The organism is Streptosporangium sp. NPDC003464 (assembly GCF_053588315.1).
In genome coordinates this window covers 1-17,461 of record NZ_JBSFPS010000226.1, presented here as the reverse complement: position 1 = coordinate 17,461, position 17,461 = coordinate 1, and the positions used below count along the sequence as shown (strand labels likewise).

General features: G+C 69.8%; 19 protein-coding genes and 2 pseudogenes. 11 read left to right on the top strand and 10 right to left on the bottom strand.

From position 1 onward, the window contains the following. Positions 1-361: 361 nt before the first annotated feature. The gene (locus ACWDS7_RS36285) at positions 362-649 is read right to left on the bottom strand and encodes a recombinase family protein (protein WP_451932941.1); all 288 of its coding nucleotides are present in this window, start codon (positions 647-649) and stop codon (positions 362-364) included. A gap of 62 nt (positions 650-711) precedes the next feature. Next, on the bottom strand, positions 712-930 hold the full coding sequence (locus ACWDS7_RS36280) for a hypothetical protein (RefSeq protein ID WP_451932938.1): 219 nt from the start codon (positions 928-930) through the stop codon (positions 712-714). A 173-nt stretch (positions 931-1,103) separates the two neighbouring features. Between ACWDS7_RS36280 and ACWDS7_RS36275 the strand changes: the two genes are divergently transcribed. Beyond that, a complete protein-coding gene (locus tag ACWDS7_RS36275; protein ID WP_451932937.1) occupies positions 1,104-1,421 on the top strand; it encodes a hypothetical protein in 318 nt (105 codons plus the stop codon). Positions 1,422-1,434: 13 nt separating this feature from the next. On the opposite strand, the gene ACWDS7_RS36270 is transcribed toward ACWDS7_RS36275, so the two are convergent. Further along, complete coding sequence (locus tag ACWDS7_RS36270; protein ID WP_451932936.1) at positions 1,435-1,623, bottom strand: hypothetical protein; 189 nt, start codon at positions 1,621-1,623, stop codon at positions 1,435-1,437. 317 nt (positions 1,624-1,940) lie between these two features. On the opposite strand from ACWDS7_RS36270, the pseudogene ACWDS7_RS36265 reads away from it, so the two are divergent. The 6 genes and pseudogenes from ACWDS7_RS36265 to ACWDS7_RS36240 all read left to right on the top strand — a co-directional run. After that, positions 1,941-2,711: pseudogene (locus ACWDS7_RS36265) on the top strand (Tn3 family transposase); the annotation flags it as partial. An 85-nt stretch (positions 2,712-2,796) separates the two neighbouring features. Then, on the top strand, positions 2,797-3,636 hold the full coding sequence (locus tag ACWDS7_RS36260) for a helix-turn-helix domain-containing protein (protein ID WP_451932935.1): 840 nt from the start codon (positions 2,797-2,799) through the stop codon (positions 3,634-3,636). Between the two features lie 65 nt (positions 3,637-3,701). Beyond that, complete coding sequence (locus ACWDS7_RS36255; protein ID WP_451932934.1) at positions 3,702-4,283, top strand: dihydrofolate reductase family protein; 582 nt, start codon at positions 3,702-3,704, stop codon at positions 4,281-4,283. Between the two features lie 205 nt (positions 4,284-4,488). After that, positions 4,489-4,752 carry a hypothetical protein gene (locus ACWDS7_RS36250; RefSeq protein WP_451932933.1) on the top strand — a complete coding sequence of 88 codons (264 nt, stop codon included), beginning with the start codon at positions 4,489-4,491 and terminating at the stop codon, positions 4,750-4,752. Positions 4,753-4,790: 38 nt separating this feature from the next. Continuing rightward, complete coding sequence (locus ACWDS7_RS36245) at positions 4,791-5,033, top strand: hypothetical protein (RefSeq protein ID WP_451932932.1); 243 nt, start codon at positions 4,791-4,793, stop codon at positions 5,031-5,033. Positions 5,034-5,201: 168 nt separating this feature from the next. Continuing rightward, positions 5,202-5,621, top strand: a complete 420-nt coding sequence (locus tag ACWDS7_RS36240; protein WP_451932931.1) for a hypothetical protein — start codon at positions 5,202-5,204, stop codon at positions 5,619-5,621. A 26-nt stretch (positions 5,622-5,647) separates the two neighbouring features. Here the strand turns inward: ACWDS7_RS36240 and ACWDS7_RS36235 are convergent, their stop codons facing one another. The 3 genes from ACWDS7_RS36235 to ACWDS7_RS36225 are packed head-to-tail and all read right to left on the bottom strand — an operon-like array spanning position 5,648 to position 7,810. After that, the gene (locus tag ACWDS7_RS36235; RefSeq protein WP_451932930.1) at positions 5,648-6,316 is read right to left on the bottom strand and encodes a hypothetical protein; all 669 of its coding nucleotides are present in this window, start codon (positions 6,314-6,316) and stop codon (positions 5,648-5,650) included. Beyond that, positions 6,313-6,840, bottom strand: a complete 528-nt coding sequence (locus tag ACWDS7_RS36230; RefSeq protein ID WP_451932929.1) for an FAD-dependent oxidoreductase — start codon at positions 6,838-6,840, stop codon at positions 6,313-6,315. The genes ACWDS7_RS36235 and ACWDS7_RS36230 overlap by 4 nt, the downstream gene beginning before the upstream one ends. A 43-nt stretch (positions 6,841-6,883) precedes the next feature. Continuing rightward, a complete protein-coding gene (locus tag ACWDS7_RS36225) occupies positions 6,884-7,810 on the bottom strand; it encodes a zinc-binding dehydrogenase (protein WP_451932928.1) in 927 nt (308 codons plus the stop codon). 211 nt (positions 7,811-8,021) lie between these two features. On the opposite strand from ACWDS7_RS36225, the gene ACWDS7_RS36220 reads away from it, so the two are divergent. Next, entirely contained in the window at positions 8,022-8,504 is a 483-nt protein-coding gene (locus ACWDS7_RS36220) for a MarR family winged helix-turn-helix transcriptional regulator (protein WP_451932927.1), read from the top strand. 43 nt (positions 8,505-8,547) lie between these two features. On the opposite strand, the gene ACWDS7_RS36215 is transcribed toward ACWDS7_RS36220, so the two are convergent. The 3 genes from ACWDS7_RS36215 to ACWDS7_RS36205 are packed head-to-tail and all read right to left on the bottom strand — an operon-like array spanning position 8,548 to position 11,176. Then, entirely contained in the window at positions 8,548-9,207 is a 660-nt protein-coding gene (locus ACWDS7_RS36215; RefSeq protein ID WP_451932926.1) for a response regulator, read from the bottom strand. Continuing rightward, entirely contained in the window at positions 9,204-10,358 is a 1,155-nt protein-coding gene (locus ACWDS7_RS36210) for a sensor histidine kinase (protein WP_451932925.1), read from the bottom strand. The genes ACWDS7_RS36215 and ACWDS7_RS36210 overlap by 4 nt, the downstream gene beginning before the upstream one ends. Continuing rightward, positions 10,355-11,176, bottom strand: coding sequence for a CPBP family intramembrane glutamic endopeptidase (locus ACWDS7_RS36205; RefSeq protein WP_451932924.1), 822 nt, complete (start codon positions 11,174-11,176; stop codon positions 10,355-10,357). Before ACWDS7_RS36205 ends, ACWDS7_RS36210 begins: the two co-directional genes overlap by 4 nt. Positions 11,177-11,605: 429 nt before the next feature. On the opposite strand from ACWDS7_RS36205, the gene ACWDS7_RS36200 reads away from it, so the two are divergent. Beyond that, positions 11,606-12,520, top strand: a complete 915-nt coding sequence (locus ACWDS7_RS36200; RefSeq protein WP_451932923.1) for an alpha/beta fold hydrolase — start codon at positions 11,606-11,608, stop codon at positions 12,518-12,520. A gap of 207 nt (positions 12,521-12,727) precedes the next feature. Here the strand turns inward: ACWDS7_RS36200 and ACWDS7_RS36195 are convergent, their stop codons facing one another. After that, positions 12,728-13,696, bottom strand: coding sequence for an amidohydrolase family protein (locus ACWDS7_RS36195; RefSeq protein ID WP_451932940.1), 969 nt, complete (start codon positions 13,694-13,696; stop codon positions 12,728-12,730). 409 nt (positions 13,697-14,105) lie between these two features. On the opposite strand from ACWDS7_RS36195, the pseudogene ACWDS7_RS36190 reads away from it, so the two are divergent. Continuing rightward, positions 14,106-14,991, top strand: a pseudogene (locus ACWDS7_RS36190) (S8 family serine peptidase); the annotation flags it as partial. Between the two features lie 39 nt (positions 14,992-15,030). Beyond that, on the top strand, positions 15,031-17,358 hold the full coding sequence (locus tag ACWDS7_RS36185) for a PA domain-containing protein (RefSeq protein WP_451932939.1): 2,328 nt from the start codon (positions 15,031-15,033) through the stop codon (positions 17,356-17,358). Positions 17,359-17,461: the final 103 nt, after the last annotated feature.

Genomic DNA, 17,461 nt, shown 5'->3' with positions numbered 1-17,461 from the left:
GCCCTGCTGCAGGAGTCGGCGGCCACCTGGGCCGTCGCCGTCTGCGACATCCCGGACGCGTGGGCGGCCGTGACCGGCAGGGCGATGGCCGCTGCGACCAGCAGGGGGGCGGTCATGATGCTGATACGACGAATAGTCAAGATCTTCCCTTCGCGAATGCCATGATCGACCATCAAGATCATCTGGCAGCGTAGCCGGAGGTGCCGTGTGACGAAAGAAGGCACTTTGACCCGCGCAAGGCACACCGATGTGCGCGAAACGATCGGCGAGGATCACCCGACCTGCCAGCTGGGCGACACGCCGCGCCGTCTCGGTCACCGACGATGGGCCTCGCTCCCGGCGCTGATCAGGCTAAACGCGCTCAGGTGTACCTGGTGACAGCTTCCTTAACGACAGGCCCAGTCACAGTGCGGCGGTCTCGGTGGTGGTCATGGGTTGTAGGCCAGCGGCCACAGTGTCGTCCTTGCGCGGTTCGCCGGGCCGGGTCCAGGTGTCGATCAGGGATCGGGCGGCCCGTCGGCTTCATCACCGGCCGCGGGCCTTCGCGGGTGCCGGCGACGATGAGCTCGCGGATGAACTCGGCCAGCGCGGCGAAGACGTGGAAGACCAACCGGCCGCCCGGGGTGGTGGTGTCGAGGTTCTCGTGCAGCGAGGTGAAGCCGATCTCGTGGCGGCGCAGCTCGCCGACCAGGGCGCTGCGGGTTCGACTGGTCAGGCGCCGCCATCCGCGCCGTCTTCGGCACAGGCCTGGTCCGGGTCGGGTGCGAACAGTGCCAGTTGCTCGCCGGCGGGGTCGGTATGGGTGAGTTTCAGGCAGCGGCGGCAGATGACCGGGCCCCGGTCCGGGTGGGCCGCGGCCGGGTCCCAGCCGCTGACGCCGACCATGCAGGCCGGGCCGGGCATGCGCTCGTCGGCGAACCAGCGGGTCATCGCGGCTTCGTGCACGATGCCCGAGGAGCGCACCCGCAGGTTGGAGCCGCCCGGTAGGCGTCCCGCGCCGCGGCGGCGATCGTGGCCAGCGCCTCCTGAACGCCCGGGGTCGGCGGCGTGTTCTCCATTAGCTGGCTGGCGACGCCGCCCACTGTGCCTCCCCTTACAGCGGCATGGGCGTCTCCGGCGGTTTGGTCGGTGCCTACGTCCTGGCCGGCGAGATCAACCGGCACCCGGACGATCTGCCGACCGCACTGGCGAACTACGACAGCGTGCTGCGGCCCTTCGTCGACGAGATCCAGGGCGAGGTGAATCCGCGTCTCCTACGCCTGGGCATGCCGATGACCCAGCGTGCGATCGACGCCTTCCAGGCCGCCACCGCGCTGGCCTGCTTCCTGCACGTCCCCGATCTCGCCGCGCGCTTTTCGAAGGAGGACCGCGGCGGCAGCTGGCAGCTCCCCGAGACCCCGGCTCCGATCAGCGCCGTCTGAAAGTGGCCGGACATCAGGGGCTGATGACCGTCGTGACCAAGGCTTGGCCTGTGGCGCTGCTGTGAGACAGGGTGGATCCGGCCAGGGCGGCGGCGTGGTCGCGGTGGATGCCCTGGATGAAGGATTGCAGGTGCGGCAGGTCGTCGTTGTCGGCGCCGGCGAGCCAGGCGTCGAGCCTGTCGCCGTAACGGCCGGTGAGCATCGGCGAAGGCGGTGACGTGGGTGCTGAGCCGTTCCAGGAGCGGACTGCGGCTTTTGACCTGGGTGAGGCTGTCGGCTTCCGCCTGGGTGAGGTGGTCGGGCCGCTCGATCTGCCGGTTGGACTGGCGGTACTCCGCAAACGGAGCCGGATCGGCCTTCACCTGCCCCGCCATATAGTCGACGACAGCCTAGGGCAACACGATCAAACGGGGAAACACCCCCTACGCCCCGGCACGCACAATCCGTGGCGACCGCGAACCGTAACCGTGATCTAGCTCATCGCTACTTCGGGGCCGGGGTCACCTTCGGGAGCGGAGGGCCGCGTCCGAGGTGCACGCCACGGTCGAGGGCGCGATGCGGCACGGCACCGACATGGAGATCGAGCAGAACTTCGTCGACTCCCACGGCGCCTCGTTCGTCGGGTTCGGGATCACCCGGCTGCTGGACTTCGAGCTGGTCGCCCGGTTCAAGCAGATCAACAAGACGGAGCTGTATGTGCCCGGCCGGGGCGAGGACTTCTCCTACCCGCTGCTCGGACCCGCGCTGACCAGGCCGATCCGGTGGGACATCATCACCCAGAGCTACGACCTCATGATGAGGTACGCCACCGCGATCCGGCTGCGGACCGCCTCCACCGAGGCCCTGCCACGCCGGTTCACCAGCGAGACCACCCACCCCGCCTACGCCGCGATGCTGGAGGTCGGCCGCGCCCAGCGCACCGCCTTCCTGGCCCGCTGGCTCCGCGACCGCGATCTTCAGCGGGAGACCGAATCCGGGCTGAACGTGGTGGAGAACTACAACGGCGTCAACGACTACAACAGGTTCGGCAAGCGCGGAGAGCTCGCCTCCAACCGGCGCGAAGTACAGGAACTGGGGGTGTTGTGCCTGCACATTCTCCAGTCGGCCCTCGGTCTGATCAACACGCTGATGATCCAGGACACCCTCGCCCTACCCGAGTGGGAGAACGTCCTGACCGACGCCGACCGGCGCGGGCTCACGCTGCTGTTCCACACCGATATGACCCCCTACGGTGAGATCCAGCTGCGCACCGACCGGCGCCTGGACCTCACCGACCTGCCGGCTGCGTAACGCCGGACGCTCGCCCGTTCCGGCGGCAGCGCGGCTGGACCATCCCGGTGCTCGATGCCGGCGGGGCGTCGGCGATACTGTGGGCGTGGAGTACGTGTCCAGAGTGCCGCGACCGCCGCTGGACAGGCTGATCGACGACCTTTACTACCTGGAGGGTGCGCCGCCGTACGCCCGGCTGACGCTGCCGCCGATGCCGGCGGCGTTGCTCATCGTCAACCTCGGGGCGCCGTTCCGCATCCGCGCCGGCACCGACATCGAGACGGCCGAGTACGCCGACGGCTGCGTGGTCACCATGCCCACCCGCGCGCTGGAGTTCGGCTACCCACTCCGGACCCGGTCCGTCGGCGTGCACTTCAAGCCGTGGGGGCTGGCGCCGTTCCTGCCGATGCCGGCGGCCGAGCTGTGTGACCGGCCGGTGACGGTAGAGCAGGTTTGGGGCCGGCCCGCCGTTGCTGAGCTGCGAGACCGGCTGGCCACGGCGGACGGACCGCACGAGATGCTGACGCTGCTCGAGCAGGAGCTGATGCGACGGCTGTGCGAGACCGCCGGCCTGGGGCTGGTCCGCCATACGAGCAGCGTCATCGCGGCGACCAGCGGGGCGGTGGCGATCGGCGACCTGAGCGTGGCAGCCGGTGTCAGCAGCACTCATCTGGCACAGCGGTTCAAGAAGCTCATCGGCGTCACGCCGAAGCGACTGGCCCGCACCTACCGCTTCGCCGCCACCGTGTTCGCGATCGACCCCGCCGGACCGATCGACTGGGGCGACCTCGCCGGTGGCGCAGGCTACTTCGACCAGGCCCACTTCGGCCACGAGTTCCGGGCGTTCACCGGGCTCACGCCGACCCGGTACGTCGAAGTCCGGCGGCGGTTCCTGCGCGAACATCCCGGCCACGCGCTGGACGGCTGGCCGCTGCCGGCCGATTGATTTCTTACAAGAGCGACAGCTCACGACACGCTAATTTGGGGCACCCCGAAGCAGAGGAGAGCCCCGTGGGCAAGGTGGTCATGTACAGCTCGGTGTCGGTGGACGGCTTCGTCGCGGACGAGAATGACCAGCCCGGACCGCTGTTCGACTGGTTGTCCAGCGGTGACGTCCCGTTGGACGAGAGCGGCGCGCTGAAGGTGTCGCAGACCTCCTACGACTACACCCGCTCGTACTGGGACCAGATCGGAGTCACGATCGTCGGCCGCCACGTCTTCGACCTGACGGACGGCTGGGACGGAAAGCCTCCGAGCGGCATCGACCACGTGGTCGTCGTGACGCACCGGCCGCGGCCCGAGGGCTGGGACCCCGAGGCGCCGTTTCACTTCGTCGACGGCGTCGAGGCAGCCGTGGCCAAGGCGCAGGAGCTTGCGGGTGACCGCTTGATCGAGGTCGCCGCTGGCGACGTCGGTGGCCAGGTGCTTGCCGCGGGCCTGATCGACGAGGTGCGCATGGACGTCGTACCCGTCGTGTTCGGGTCCGGCAAGCGCTACTTCGGGTCGGTCCACGCGCAGCACCTGTTGGAGGATCCTGACGTGATGATTCAGGGCAACCGGGTGCTTCACCTGCGCTATCGGGTGCGCCGTTGACCGATCTGAGCGGGTACGCGAAGAAGTCCACTGCGAACGGTGACACAAGATCGGGCCTCCGGCCGCGTTTGCGCATCGCTGTCCCTGGTCGGGCAGCCGACGCCGATCCGCCCCAGCACCTCACCTGCGGCAAGTTCAACTCAAGATCACTGGTTGCCGATTTCCGTCGTATCTTGGCCGACCCCCGAACGGACTTGGCCTGAGCGTGGCCTCGGGACTTTGGGCCCGATCAACGCGCCGACGCCGCCCTCCCATCAGAGCCCCTGATATCTCCCGATATCAGAAGCTAATCGCAGGACCAGCTTCTGATATCGCGGTCCTGGCCAACGCCGCCCTCGGCTGCGCCCAGCCGCCCGCCGCCCAGGACCACCGCTTCCTCACCGCCCGACTGGCGGCGGGCCGGCGTGAGGTGTGGGAGGGCAACGTCGGCGCCCACACCCTGGCCCTGCTCGCCCTGCACAGCTCGTAGCCCGCCGGACCGTCCCGGAATGGCAGGCCGTCCTGGACGTGGTCCAGCAACTCGAGCACGTCGGCGCCGGCCCGGTGGGCTACTGGGGCGTGTCGTTGGGCTGCGGACTCGGCGTTCCGTCCGTTGCCGCCGAACCCCGAGTCCGCGCGGCGGTGCTGGGCCTGGGCGGGGTGGCGGCCTCAGCCGAGAAGACGCTGCACGCCAACCCCGGCAAGCACGGTGAGCTCCCGGCCTTCGAACTGGACAGCACGCTACGGTTCTTCGCCCCAGCGCCTGCATGACGCGGCGATGAGCTGGAAAGGCCGGATCCGCTACGCGGCCGGGCCGGTGAGCAACGACCTCGGATTCGGCGCCCTGCTGATCCAGATTCCTGATCGCCCAGCACGCCCCTTTCGCGCATGTCGCCGAAGCAGTGCGGTACGAGCAGCCGTCGAGCACGTGGTCCGACCATGGAAGTCGCGGCCACCACCGGCAGCACAGCTCGCTGGCTCCTCCCCGAAGGAGGCGGCACCGTCGACATGGTCCAGGACCTGTACGTCTTCCTCTCCGATACCGCTCGAGGCGCCGGTGACAACGGCCACCCGGTCAGCCGGCGGCGTACCGCCAAGAACTGTGGGCATCTTGCATCACCTTTCACTCCTGGTCGTGATCACAACGTGGTCAGCGGAACGGCTGCGCCTGCGCGTCAGTGGATGGCTGCCGAACATACGGTCACACCCGGTCTGCGACTTCACTGCGGCCCTGCGGTGTCATCGGCAGGCTGCCGGGTCCCGGCCGCGGGCGATGATCCGCTTTTGGTTGGAACGGTGCTGACCATTGGCTACGGGCGCAAGCTCGCGAACGCTGTCCGGGCGGGCATCACCGTCTGAGCGCGTGCATGCGGAGCGGGTGGTCGTCAGCCGGCGTGGGCGATGTCCAGTTCCCGTTCCCGGATGGACCTGGTGTTGCTTCGCAGGGAGCGCAAGGCGTTGCCGATCACCGGGAGCCGGAGGCTGCGCGCCATGAGGGGCCGGAGGGCGATCTGCCGCTGGTTGCCGGGGGTGACGAAATACCGCTGTTCGACGCCGTTGGCCTGGTAGTAGGTCATGTGCGGGCGGAGCTGCGTCTCCCAGGCGCGCAGAGCGCCGCGGATGTCGCCGGGGTGACGGTGCAGCATGCTGCCGAGCAGGTCGGCTCCGGCGAGCCCGGCGGAGATCCCCATGGCGGCGTACAGGCTGGGGCACCATGCGGAGTCGCCGACCAGCACAACCCGGCCGTGCGACCAGGCGTCCATGCGGGGTTGCTCGACCGAGTCGAACAAGAACTCGTCGGCGGCGTCGAGCGCGTCGAGCGCCTCGCCGAGCAGCCGGCCCGCGGGCTGAGGTCCGTACGCGGCGCGCACCCGTCCGGCGGGCCGACCGGTGAACTCGGCATCGACGTCGTCGGTACGGTACGAGAAGAGCACGGTGGGCGGGTGATCGGCGAACGGAAAGACCCACATGGCCCGGCCGGGCTCGAGAAGACTCGCCCCCTCGTGCGGGGAGAGCCCGCCGACCGGGCCCGGCAGCAGCGTCGCCGCGATCATGTAGCCGAGCCGGTGCAGATACCTGTCGTGCGGGCCGTGGACCGCAACCCGTCGGCGCCCACGACGAGGTCGAATCGCTCGGTCACGGACCCACCGTCGTGTTCGAGTGTCACCTCGACGCCAGAGGTGTCCTGCTCGATGCGGGTGGGGGTCGTCGCGTAGCGGATCTCCACGTCGTGCGGGAGCGCGGCGAAGGCGGCACGTTCCACGTCGCCGCGCAGCATCATGCGAGGCGAGACCGGCAGATCCCCGAACCCCAGGCCGGGTCTGCGGACGCCGGCGCGATCCACCGTGTAGGTGATGCCGCCGGGCGGTGACCGGTCGGGGATGGCATCGAGGATGTCGAGTCGCCGCGCGGCGGCCTGGCCGGCGCCGAACAACACGACGAAGTAACCACCCGATCGACGGCCCGGTGCTCTCTCCACGATCACCGGATCCCAGCCGATGCGCCGAAGGCCGATCGCCGTGGCCATGCCGCTGACGCCGAGACCCACGACCAGGGCCCGCTTCCTCCTGCTGCTCAACGAAGTCACGCCTTTCTTTTCGGAGGTGACGGCTAAGGGCTTGCTAGGGGACGAAGACGACGCGGTCGTCGGTCTCGCCGGTCCACGCCTGCGCGACCTGGGCGAGGGGTACGGCGCGCGCCCGTACGTCGATCGCGCCCGCGGTCACCGCTGAGGCCAGTTCCGGCAGTTCGGCGAGGAAGTCGCGGGCGAGGACCGAGCCGATGCCGCTGCCGACGATCTGCAGGCGGGCGGAGCGCAGCGCCGCGGAGGGGATCGGCGCGGTCCGTCCGGCGATGGATCCGATCTGGATCCAGGTCAGCGGGGCGGCGCGGTCGGCACGGGCGGTGAGCATCGGGATCATGGCGCGGGCGGCGGGTTCACCCCACACGTAGTCGATGACCACGTCGACGTCGGCCGCCCGGCCGATCTGGTCGAAGGTGATCGACTCGTCGGCGCCGAGCGCGGTCAGCGCCCTCAGACGGGTGGCGTCGCGGCCGGCGGCGATGACCTGGACGGCGCCGAACAGTTTGGCTATCTGGATCGCCATCCGTCCGGCGTTGCCGGTGGCGCCGAGGACGAGGACGCGCCGGCCGGCGTGGAAGTCGACACGTCGGCGCAGCGCGACCCAGGACGACATGGCAGGGTTCATCGCGGCGGCGATCCGCACGGGGTCGATGCCGTCGGGGAGAATCACGCTGCGGCTAGGGTCGATGAGGGTGCGGTCGGCGAACGTCCCCAGAGGGGTGTCGTCCAGGGCCACGTAGCGGACGTTGCCCTCCTCGTCGCGTACTACGCCGTCGACGCCGGGGACGAGCGGATACACGCCGTTGCCGGAGTAGTGCGAGCTGTTCGCCCTGGCCCTGGTCAGATGGTGCAGGCCGGCCGCGAGGACCTCGACGACCAGCTCGTCGCCGTGGTGCGGCGCGGGGTCGGGGTGTTCGCGATAGACCGGCGAGGCGTCGGCTGCCCGGATGACGGCAGCGTGCATGGCGGCCTCCAGAAAATAGTTTGCTTTACCAACTACCTCTATAGTGGTTGGTAATACAAACCATGTCAACGGATGCGGCGCGAACGATGCGATATCCGTCGATCACCTGGCGCGGGATCGGGCCGCGAGGCGTCTCGGAGCGGCCGCGGTGCAGGCGTTCCTCGCCCCGGCATGGTTGGCATTACCAACCATGCCGGACTAGCATGACGGCATGACCGCCGCCGACGATGCCATGGACGCCCTCGTCCGGACCACCTTCGAGGTGGCAGGCGTGCTGACCCGCATCGGTGGCGAGCACGATCTGTCGCTCACCCAGCTACGGGTGCTCGGCATCCTCCGCGACCGCCGCGCACGCGTTACCGAACTGGCCGCCTACCTCGGCCTGGACAAGTCCACGCTGTCCGGACTCATCGACCGCGCCCAGCGCCGAGGGCTGCTGAAACGCGGCAAGAACCCCGAAGACGGCCGGGTCGTCGAGGTGTACATGACCCCGGCCGGGCTCGAACTCGCCAGACGCGTGGAGGACGACATCCGGCGTGCCCTGGCGCCCGCGACCGGCCGCCTGGACCCGGAACAGCTCGATCGGCTCGTCAAACTGCTCGACGTCGTCTCGGCCCGCTCGTCGCGTGCACACGCCGCACCGGGGCCGACGGACGCACGCCGATGGCCGAACAGGGCCACGGACGGTTCCTGACGTCTGCGGCGTTCGCCCCGTCGAGGTTCCCCGGCGGTGTGCCTCAGGTCACCAGACCCCTGCGGTAGGCGTAGACCACCGCCTGCACGCGGTCACGCAGGTCGAGCTTGGTCAGGATGCGCGACACGTACGTCTTGACGGTCTCCTGGCTGATCACCAGCGTGGCGGCGATCTCGCTGTTGGACCGGCCGTCGGCGATGAGGCGCAGCACCTCCAGCTCGCGCGGGGTCAGCGCGATCTCGTCGGGCGTGTCCTGGGCGGGGCGGATCCGGGAGGCGTACCGGCCGACGAGCTGCCGGGTCACCTCGGGTGCCAGCAGCGCGGCGCCCGAGGCGACGGTGCGGATGCCGTGCAGGAGCTGCGCCGGCGGCGCGTCCTTGAGCAGGAACCCGCTCGCCCCCGCGCGCAGTGCCTCGTAGACATACTCGTCCAGGTTGAACGTGGTCACCACGAGCACCTTGACGGGGTCCGCCACGCCGGCGCCGGCCAGCAGGCGGGTCGCCTCGATGCCGTCGAGCACCGGCATGCGCACGTCCATGACGACCACGTCGGGGCTCAGCCGGCGGGCGAGGTCGACCGCGGCGCGGCCGTCGCCGCACTCGCCCACCACCTCCAGGTCCGGCTGCGCGTCGATGATCGTCGCGAACCCGGTGCGGATCAGCGCCTGGTCGTCGCAGACCAGGACCCGGACCGGCGCGCTCACGATGGGCTCCCCACGGGGATGCGGGCCCGCACGAGGAAGCCGCCACCCGCCTGCCGGTCGGCGCTGAACTCGCCGCCCAGGGCACCGACCCGCTCGCGGAGCCCGGCCAGGCCCCGCCCGCTGCCACCGGGAGAGGCGGCCCCGGAGCCGGAGCCGTCGGTGCTGACCTCCACGCTGATCTCCTTCCGGCCGTAGCGCACGTGGACCACAGTGCGGCTACCGTGGGCATGTTTGAGGGCGTTCGTCAGGGTTTCCTGCACGACCCTATAGGTCACGAACTCGGCGCTGCCCGCCGATTCCGCCGGACTGCCCTCCTCGGCGAACTCCACCGGCTGCCCGGCCCGGCGCGTCCGCTCCACGAGCGCGTGCAGGTCGCCGGCGGACGGCGTCCTGCCGTCCGTGTCGTGACCGGGGTTGAGCAGGTCCAGCATGTACCGCAGGTCGGCGATGGCCCGCCGGCCGGTGTCGGTGACGGCGCTCAGGGCCGCCTCCAGGCGGTCGGGCGTGGCGGTCAGGTAGCGGGCGGCCTCGGCCTGCACGACCATCGCCGTCACGTGGTGCGTCACGACGTCGTGGAGCTCGCGGGCGATCCGGGTGCGTTCGGCGGCGCGGGTGGCCTCGGCGACGTGGCGGCGGCGTTCCACCTCGGCGGCGCGGGTGGAGCGCAGCCAGGCCCCGATGCCCCAGGCGAGGGCCAGGGCCAGGTAGAACACCACGTAACCTTCCACCTTCTCGGTCGCGCCGAGCCGGCCGAGCGCGAGCGCCAGCGGCACGTACGCCACGGAGAGGAGGACCACGGTGACGCGCCGGTGGCGCTCCAGGTGGGCGCCCGCGCTGATGAGCGCGATGGGCATCGCGTTGCTCGCGAACACGTGGTAGGCGCGGAGCTCGTCGAGGACGAAGCCGAGCGACACCAGAGCCAGGCACACGGCCGGCCACCGCCGACGCACGGCGAGGGGAAGGCACTCCAGGGCGATCGCCACGAGCGCCACCGCGTCGAAGGGACGGGCCGGCAGGTCGCCGACCTGCGTCCCCTTGCCGTGGAGCGCCGGCAGGAGCGACGCGACCGCCAGCAGCAGCCCGAACGGTAGATCCCGGATCACGACGTCGCACCGCCGCCACAGGTCCGTGACCCGCCGTAGGTCGGTCATCGGGCGAGCGTAGCGGTCGCGCCGCGTCGGAGCGGGACCACGTTGCCGCGCCGGCGGGCCAGCCACATGAACACGGCCGTCAGCAGCAGGCCGAACACCACCGCGTACGGGCTCGCCTCCGGCCCGAACTCGCCGCCCGTGAGCAGGGCTGGGCCCGACGTCACGCCGTGCAGCAGCCCCTGCGTCGCGCCGTTGCCTGAGACCTCGGTGCCGAAGATGCCGGCCGCCGCGAAGTTCCAGCCGAAGTGCACGCCGATCGGCACCCACAGGGTGCGGGTGGCGGCGTAGGCGGCGGCGAGCATGCCGCCCGCCTCGATCGCGATGGCGATCGCGCCCCACAGGTCGGCGTGCGGGTTGAACAGGTGCGACAGGCCGAACAGCAGGCCGGTCAGCGCCAGCGCCGGCCACGTCCCCGTGCGTTCCTCGACGATCCTGAACAGGATGCCGCGGAACAGCAGTTCCTCCGTCACCGCGGCGGCGGCCATGAAGCCGAGCAGCCCGACCGCGCCCGGCAGCGAGCCCTGGCCCTCGATCCGGTAGCCGCCCACGAGAGCGATGTTCACGATGACGGCCGCGAACAACGCGGCCCCGATCAGCGCCCCTCGCGCGATGGCACGGGCGGCGCCTTGCGCCGCCACTTCCACCGGTGCGCGGCGCTCGGACCACCGCACCACGCGGGCGTACACGAGTACGGCGAGCACAGCCGTCGCGACGCCGAGGAGCAGAGTGAGGAGCGGGCTCCCCTGCACCGTGCCCACGATCGCGCCGCCGGCGAAGGCGACCACCGCGACGGGCACGAGCTGTTTCAACAACCGCATGGCGACTCCCTTATGTGGGGGGACTCCGCGACGGGGCGCCGCCGCTACGCCGGGAAACGCTAGGGATCCAGCGGTCCGGAATCGTCCCCGCACGGTGGACACTCGCCGGTAGCTCGCACGGGGGACAGGCGCACAGGCGATCCGTCGTACGACGTCGCCGCGTTCGACGTCACGGCGTTCGACGTCGCCGCGGATCGCGTACATGTCCGGCGGCATCCGCACCGCACGACAGATCACGGCGATCGCGCCCCCTCTCCGACAGGCCGCACCTGTCCCTCGCGCGAGCTACCGGCGAATGTCCACCGTGCGGGGACGATCCTGGACCGCCCGATCCGTAGCGTTACGGCGCGGCCACGGCGCTCCGTCCGCCTTCCCCGCTGCACCGCCGTGCGCGTCATCCCGGCGCCGGCTCCCTTACTGGAGGACCTCATGTTCCGCAAGATCAAGACATCCGTTGTGGCCGCGCTGTGCTGCACCGCGCTCGGCGCGGGGGTCGCCGGCTGCGACGGCGACGCGGTGGAGAACTGGGACCCCTTCGCCCCCGCCACGCGGACAGCCGATGCCGCCCCGATCTCCGGGACCGAGAAGATCGATGTCGCGGGCCGGTCGGTGAACGTGTCCTGCTCGGGTGACCCGGAGAAGGGCAGGCCGGTCATCGTCCTGATGCACGGGGGAGGCGATGGGCTGGACAAGCTGGCCGCCATCCAGAAGACGCTGAGCAAGCAGAACCGGGTCTGCTCCTACGACCGGCTCGGCGCGGGCGCGAGCGACCAGCCGGACGGCCCTCAGAGCTTCTCCGGCACCGGCAAGATCCTGACCGGGGTGCTCGACCGCGTCGCCGGTGACGGCCCGGTCGTCCTGGCCGGGCACTCGCTGGGCGGGCTGATCGCCGCCAGGTACGCCCCCGACCACCAGGACAGGGTCAAGGGGCTGGTCCTGATGGACGCCACCCCGCCCACCATGGTGGACGACATCACGAAGGCGATCCCCGAGTCCGCCACCGGCCCGGCGGCCGAGTTGCGCGCACAGAACCTGGCGATATTCCGGGGCGAGAACCCGGAGAAGCTCGTCATCACCGACGGCAAGGTCCGTTCCGCAGGGAACATCCCGGTGGAGGTGATCCAGCACGGGAAGCAGTATCTCGCGGCCGTCCCCGAGTACGGGCCGCGCCTGGAGCAGGCGTGGGCCGCGGGCCAGCGCAAATGGCTCGCGCTGTCCAGCGGCGGCAAGTTGAGCACGGCCACGGACAGCGGCCACTACATCTTCGTCGACCAGCCCGAGGTCGCCGTCCAGGCCGTTGAACGCGTCACCGCGCAGGCCGCACGTCAAGCGCATGGCGGGTAACCGGCCCGGCCGGCTCCAGGATCAGTGGCTGGTCCGTCCGGACGAGGCAGCCGGCGGACTGCTCGCGGGTGGCATCCAGCCCCGACTGCGATCACAGCGATGTCGTCCAAGGGCCGCGGCGTCAGGGTCAGCGTCGTGGACGGCACGGCGACCGCGACGAACGCCACCCACCGCTGCCCGCGGGCCCTCCTCCGGCGGTCGGTCGTCTCAGGCCGCCGGGCGCTCGGCCGCGCGGGCGGTGAGGCGTTCCCAGTTGCGGTGGGCGATGTCGGCCTTCTGCTCGTCGGTGAAGGGCGCGTCCTCCAGGAAGGAGCGGGCGGCGCCGTTGCTGGTGTCGACATAGGGGAAGCCGCCTGGGCGGAAGCCGTAGGTGAAGGGGTAGTCGGTGGAGTACAGCATCCGGTCGGTGCCCATGACCTCGGCGGTCCAGCGCAGGTAGCGGGGGCTGTTGGTGCCGCTGCCCGCGACCCAGAAGTTCTGCTTGAAGTAGTCCGCGAGCGGCCGCTGAAGGCCCCCGGCCTCGGCGAAGAATCCGGTGTGGTCGAGGTAGAACATGACGACCTCGCCCCAGTGCCCAGCGATCACCTGCAGGTCGGGGAACCGGTCGAAGACACCCGAGAAGATCATCCTCAGGTACTGCACGCCCAGGTCGTAGTACCAGCCGATTGCCGCTCCGGCCAGCGGCGTGCCGATCGGGCCGATGTCGGAGTAGTAGGCGTCGATCACCGGCTGGACCGGCGTCTGCGGGTGGAAGTGCAGCGGCACACCGAGCCGCTCGGCGGTGGCGTACAGCTCGTCGTTGTCCGGGTGGTCGGCCAGTTTGTCCCCGGTGCGGCCGTACAGCATGGCGCCGGGGAAGCCCAGCTCGCCCACCGCCCGCTCCAGCTCGGCCGCGGCCGCGGCCGGCGACTGGGTGGGGATCGCGGCGAACGCCTGGAAACGGTCGGCCGCGAGGCGACGATCTCCGCGAGCTGGTCGTTGGCCTCGCGGGCCACCGTGATCGCGTCGGCCTCGGGCAGGTCCTGCACGCCGGGCGAGGACAGGGACAGCAGGAGGGACTGCGCTATCGAGCGTAAGGGGACAACGTGCCCAACCGTCGAATCTCGTCCGTAGTTGTGCTGGCGACCGCCCTGGTCGTCTCCACGCTGGGCGCTTCCCCGTCGAGCGCAGCTCCACCGGGGTCGACACCGCTGGGGACAGGGGTTCAGGGTGATGCGTCAGTGGTCCCGGCCTCGTCGGCCACGGTCACTCTCATCACCGGCGACCGTGTCACTGTCGTGAAGACGTCCGACGGACGTCAGAGCGCGACCATCGATCCCGCGGCCCGGAAGGACGGTCACGTTCCCGGCTTCGACCAGTACGAGCTGGACGATCAGATGTACGTCATCCCGGATGACGTAGCCGGCTTCGTGCCGGGGCGCCTGGATCGTAATCTGTTCAACGTCAGCCTGCTGGCGGACGCTGCCGTCAACACTGCCAAGGGCGGTGCCACTGAGGAGGCCACCCAGGTCATCGTGGAGCGGGACCCGACAAAGAAGCGACGCTCGGCCCGTGATCTCACCACCCTGCCCGGCCTGAGCGCGGAGTGGCCCCTCAAGTTGATCGACGCAGTCGCCGGTTCGGTCGCAGGCGACAGGGCCATCGATTTCGTCCCCGCCGCCATGAAAGCCGGCGTCGACAAGGTCTGGCTCGATGCTCCGATCTTCCCCACGGACGCCGACAGCGCACCCCAGATCGGTGCACCGAAGGCCTGGGAACAGGGGTTCACCGGAACCGGCGTGAAGATCGCGACCTCGACACGGGCATCGACGAGCAGCACCCCGACCTCGCCGGAGCGGTGGTCGCGGCAAAGGACTTCTCCGGCACCGGTGATGCTGATGACCACTTCGGTCACGGCACCCACGTCGCCTCCATCTCCGCCGGCCGCGGCGTCGGTGATCCCGCCAACAAGGGGATGGCCTACGACGCGGACCTGATCAACGGGAAGGTCTTGAACGATGAGGGAGCCGGCGAGTTATCCTGGCTCGTCGCCGGCCTCCAGTGGGCCGCCAAAGACCAGTCGGCCGACATCATCAACCTCTCCCTCGGCGTACGGGGCTACTACACCGACGGCACCGATCCCTGGTCGGAGGCCGTCACGAAGGTCGCGGACGACTACGGCACCCTGGTGGTCGCAGCAGCGGGCAATGAGGGCACCGAGGGAGTCAACGCGCCCGGATCGGCTGACGCGGCGTTGACAGTCGCCGCCGTGGACGACGATGACGCCGTCACGGACTTCAGCGGGAAGGGCCCACGTGCCGGTGACTGGGGGGCTCAAGCCCGATATCTCAGCACCGGGCAACATGATCGTCGCTGCCCGTGCCGGTGGGACGTCGATGGGCGCGCCCGTCAACGACCTCTATACAGCCGCCAGCGGCACCTCGATGGCGACACCGCATGTCGCCGGGGCTGCCGCACTGCTCAAGCACCAGCGACCGGACCTGACCGCTCAGCAGATCAAGTCGATCCTGATGGGTAGTGCCCAGCCCACGGGGAAAGCCTCCGTGTGGCACGAAGGGGCAGGCCGGGTCTTCGTGCCCCAGGCCCTGGCGCAGACGGTATGGGCAGAACCCGCGTCCCTGTCCATGGGCTACTTCCCCTACCCTCAGAACTCCGGTGCGGCGACGCAGACCCTCGTCTACCGCAACAGCGGCAGCGCCGCCGTCACCCTCACTCTCGCCGCGAACGTGAAGGACGAGAAGGGAAATGCCCCAGCGCCGGAACAGTTCTCGGTCGGCGCCTCCTCGGTGACGGTGCCCGCCGGCGGCACTGCCTCCGTGCCGGTCATCGTCAACCCGCAGACGGGTCAGGCCGGACTCTTCGGTGGCGCCATCGTCGCCACCGGCCAGGACGGACGCCAGGCACGGACGACCGTCGGCTGGTACAAGGAACCGGTCCGCATGGAGCTCACCGTGGACATCACCAACCGGGACGGCCAGCCGGCCGGCGGCCGGACCACCGTGGACATCATGAACGTCGACGACAAGAACGTCTACTTCGAGTCCGGGATCCCGGTCGAGGACGGTCGGGCAACCGTCCGGGTGCCGGCGGGGAACTACTCGGTCCTGGCCTATGTCGGCGACTACCAGCCGGGCGGTGTCTTCATGAACCGGCTCTCGTCGGTCATGGATCCGGAGGTGTCCGTCACTGCTGACGCCACCGTCACCCTCGATGCCCGCAAGGCCGTCCCGATCACCGTCGACGCCGACCAGCCGACAGAGCCCACCAGCCTGGCCGTCGGTCAGATCAGATTGGACGCGCACGGGGCCGGCGCATCTCACATGTTCAGCCTCAGTGCCGGCTACCCGATCTACGCCACCCCGACCGACCCGGTGACGATCGGCAGCTTCGAGTACTACACCCATACGTCGCTGAGGAAGCCTCCGCTCGAGGCGGAGACCGTCAAGCCGACCACCACCCCGATCGTGACCGACTATGCATCGGGATCCGACAAGATCGACGGTGTCGTCGAGGCCGCCGTGGTCGACGCAGGACTCGGCAGGCCGGAGGACTTCGCGGCGACCGATGTCCGCGGCAAGGTGGCCCTGGTGCAACGCGGCGCCATCACTTTCGTGGCCAAGGTCCAGAACGCCCTGAACGCCGGGGCCGTCGCGGTGATCATCTACAACAACGTCCCCGAGCCGCTGTTGATCAGCGTGTACCCGGACACCCTGCTCACCATGACGACTGACCTGGCAGAGGGAGAGCGGCTCCGCGCCCTGACCAAGCCGGGCCCGTTGACGGTGCGCCTCACCGGCACACCCAACACCCCGTACACCTACGACCTCGTGTTCGCCGAGACCGCCGTGCCGCACGATCTGGCCTACAGGGCCGACTCGACCAATACCGTCGCCATCGACACGTCCTACCGGGCCTTCAAACCCAACAGCCAGGTGGGCGACACGAGGCACATGTGGCGTCCGTCGACCTCGACCTCTCTCGCGAGCCTGCGCCAGCACGTCGCACCCATGGCGCGGGCGGAGTACGTCTCGACCGGCGACACGACGTGGTCGCAGTACTTCTTCCCGAACCTGGCGCCGACGCAACCGATCCCGATGAACGGCACCATGATGTCCGCTCCCGTCGCGTACCGGAAGCCGGGAAAGCTGTCCAGCACCTGGCTCCACGCCGTCCTCCGTGGCGGACTCCAGCCTGCCCTGTCGCGTCCTGAAGCAGCGTCGGCCTACCGAAAAGGCGACCTGATCGGCATCAACTCGGCCAGCTACGTCGACAATGCCGGGCACTACAGCATTCCGCCCGCGCAGGAGGACTCCTTCTCGACCACGCTGTACGCCGACGGCAAGAAGCTGCTGGACAAGAGCAACTCGGGCTACGCCGAGGTCCAGGTGCCCAGCGGCAGGACCTCCTACCGCCTCGTCACGGACGCCAGGCGTAACCAGCCCTGGTGGACGCTGTCCACCAGGCAGCACACGGAGTGGGAGTTCACGAGCAGTACCACCGGCAGCGCGACGGTACTGCCCTTGCTCGACATCTCGATGGTGCCGCAGCAGCTGGACGAGCTGAACCGTGCCACCAAGCGCAACACCGAGGTGACGCTCACAGTCGGGCACCAGGAAGGATCACACGGTGCGGCCGTCAAGGGTGTCCGCGCCTGGTGGTCCAGCGACGACGGAGCCACGTGGAAGCCAGCCCAGATGAAGTCCAAGCAGGGCGTCTGGACGGCCGTGGCGAAGGCGCCCAAGGGCAGCGGCGCGATCTCCCTCAGGGCCGAGGCCTGGGATGCTGCCGGTTCCCGGGTCACCGAGGAGGTGACGCGGGCCTACATCGCCGGCAACTGAACTGATGAAAACGCCGGCGCGGGAGTGGCAGAGCGAGGGGCTGCTGTCCCGGGTGGGTGGCCTGTGGATGCCATTCGCCGCCGCCGACCACCCCGACACCTAC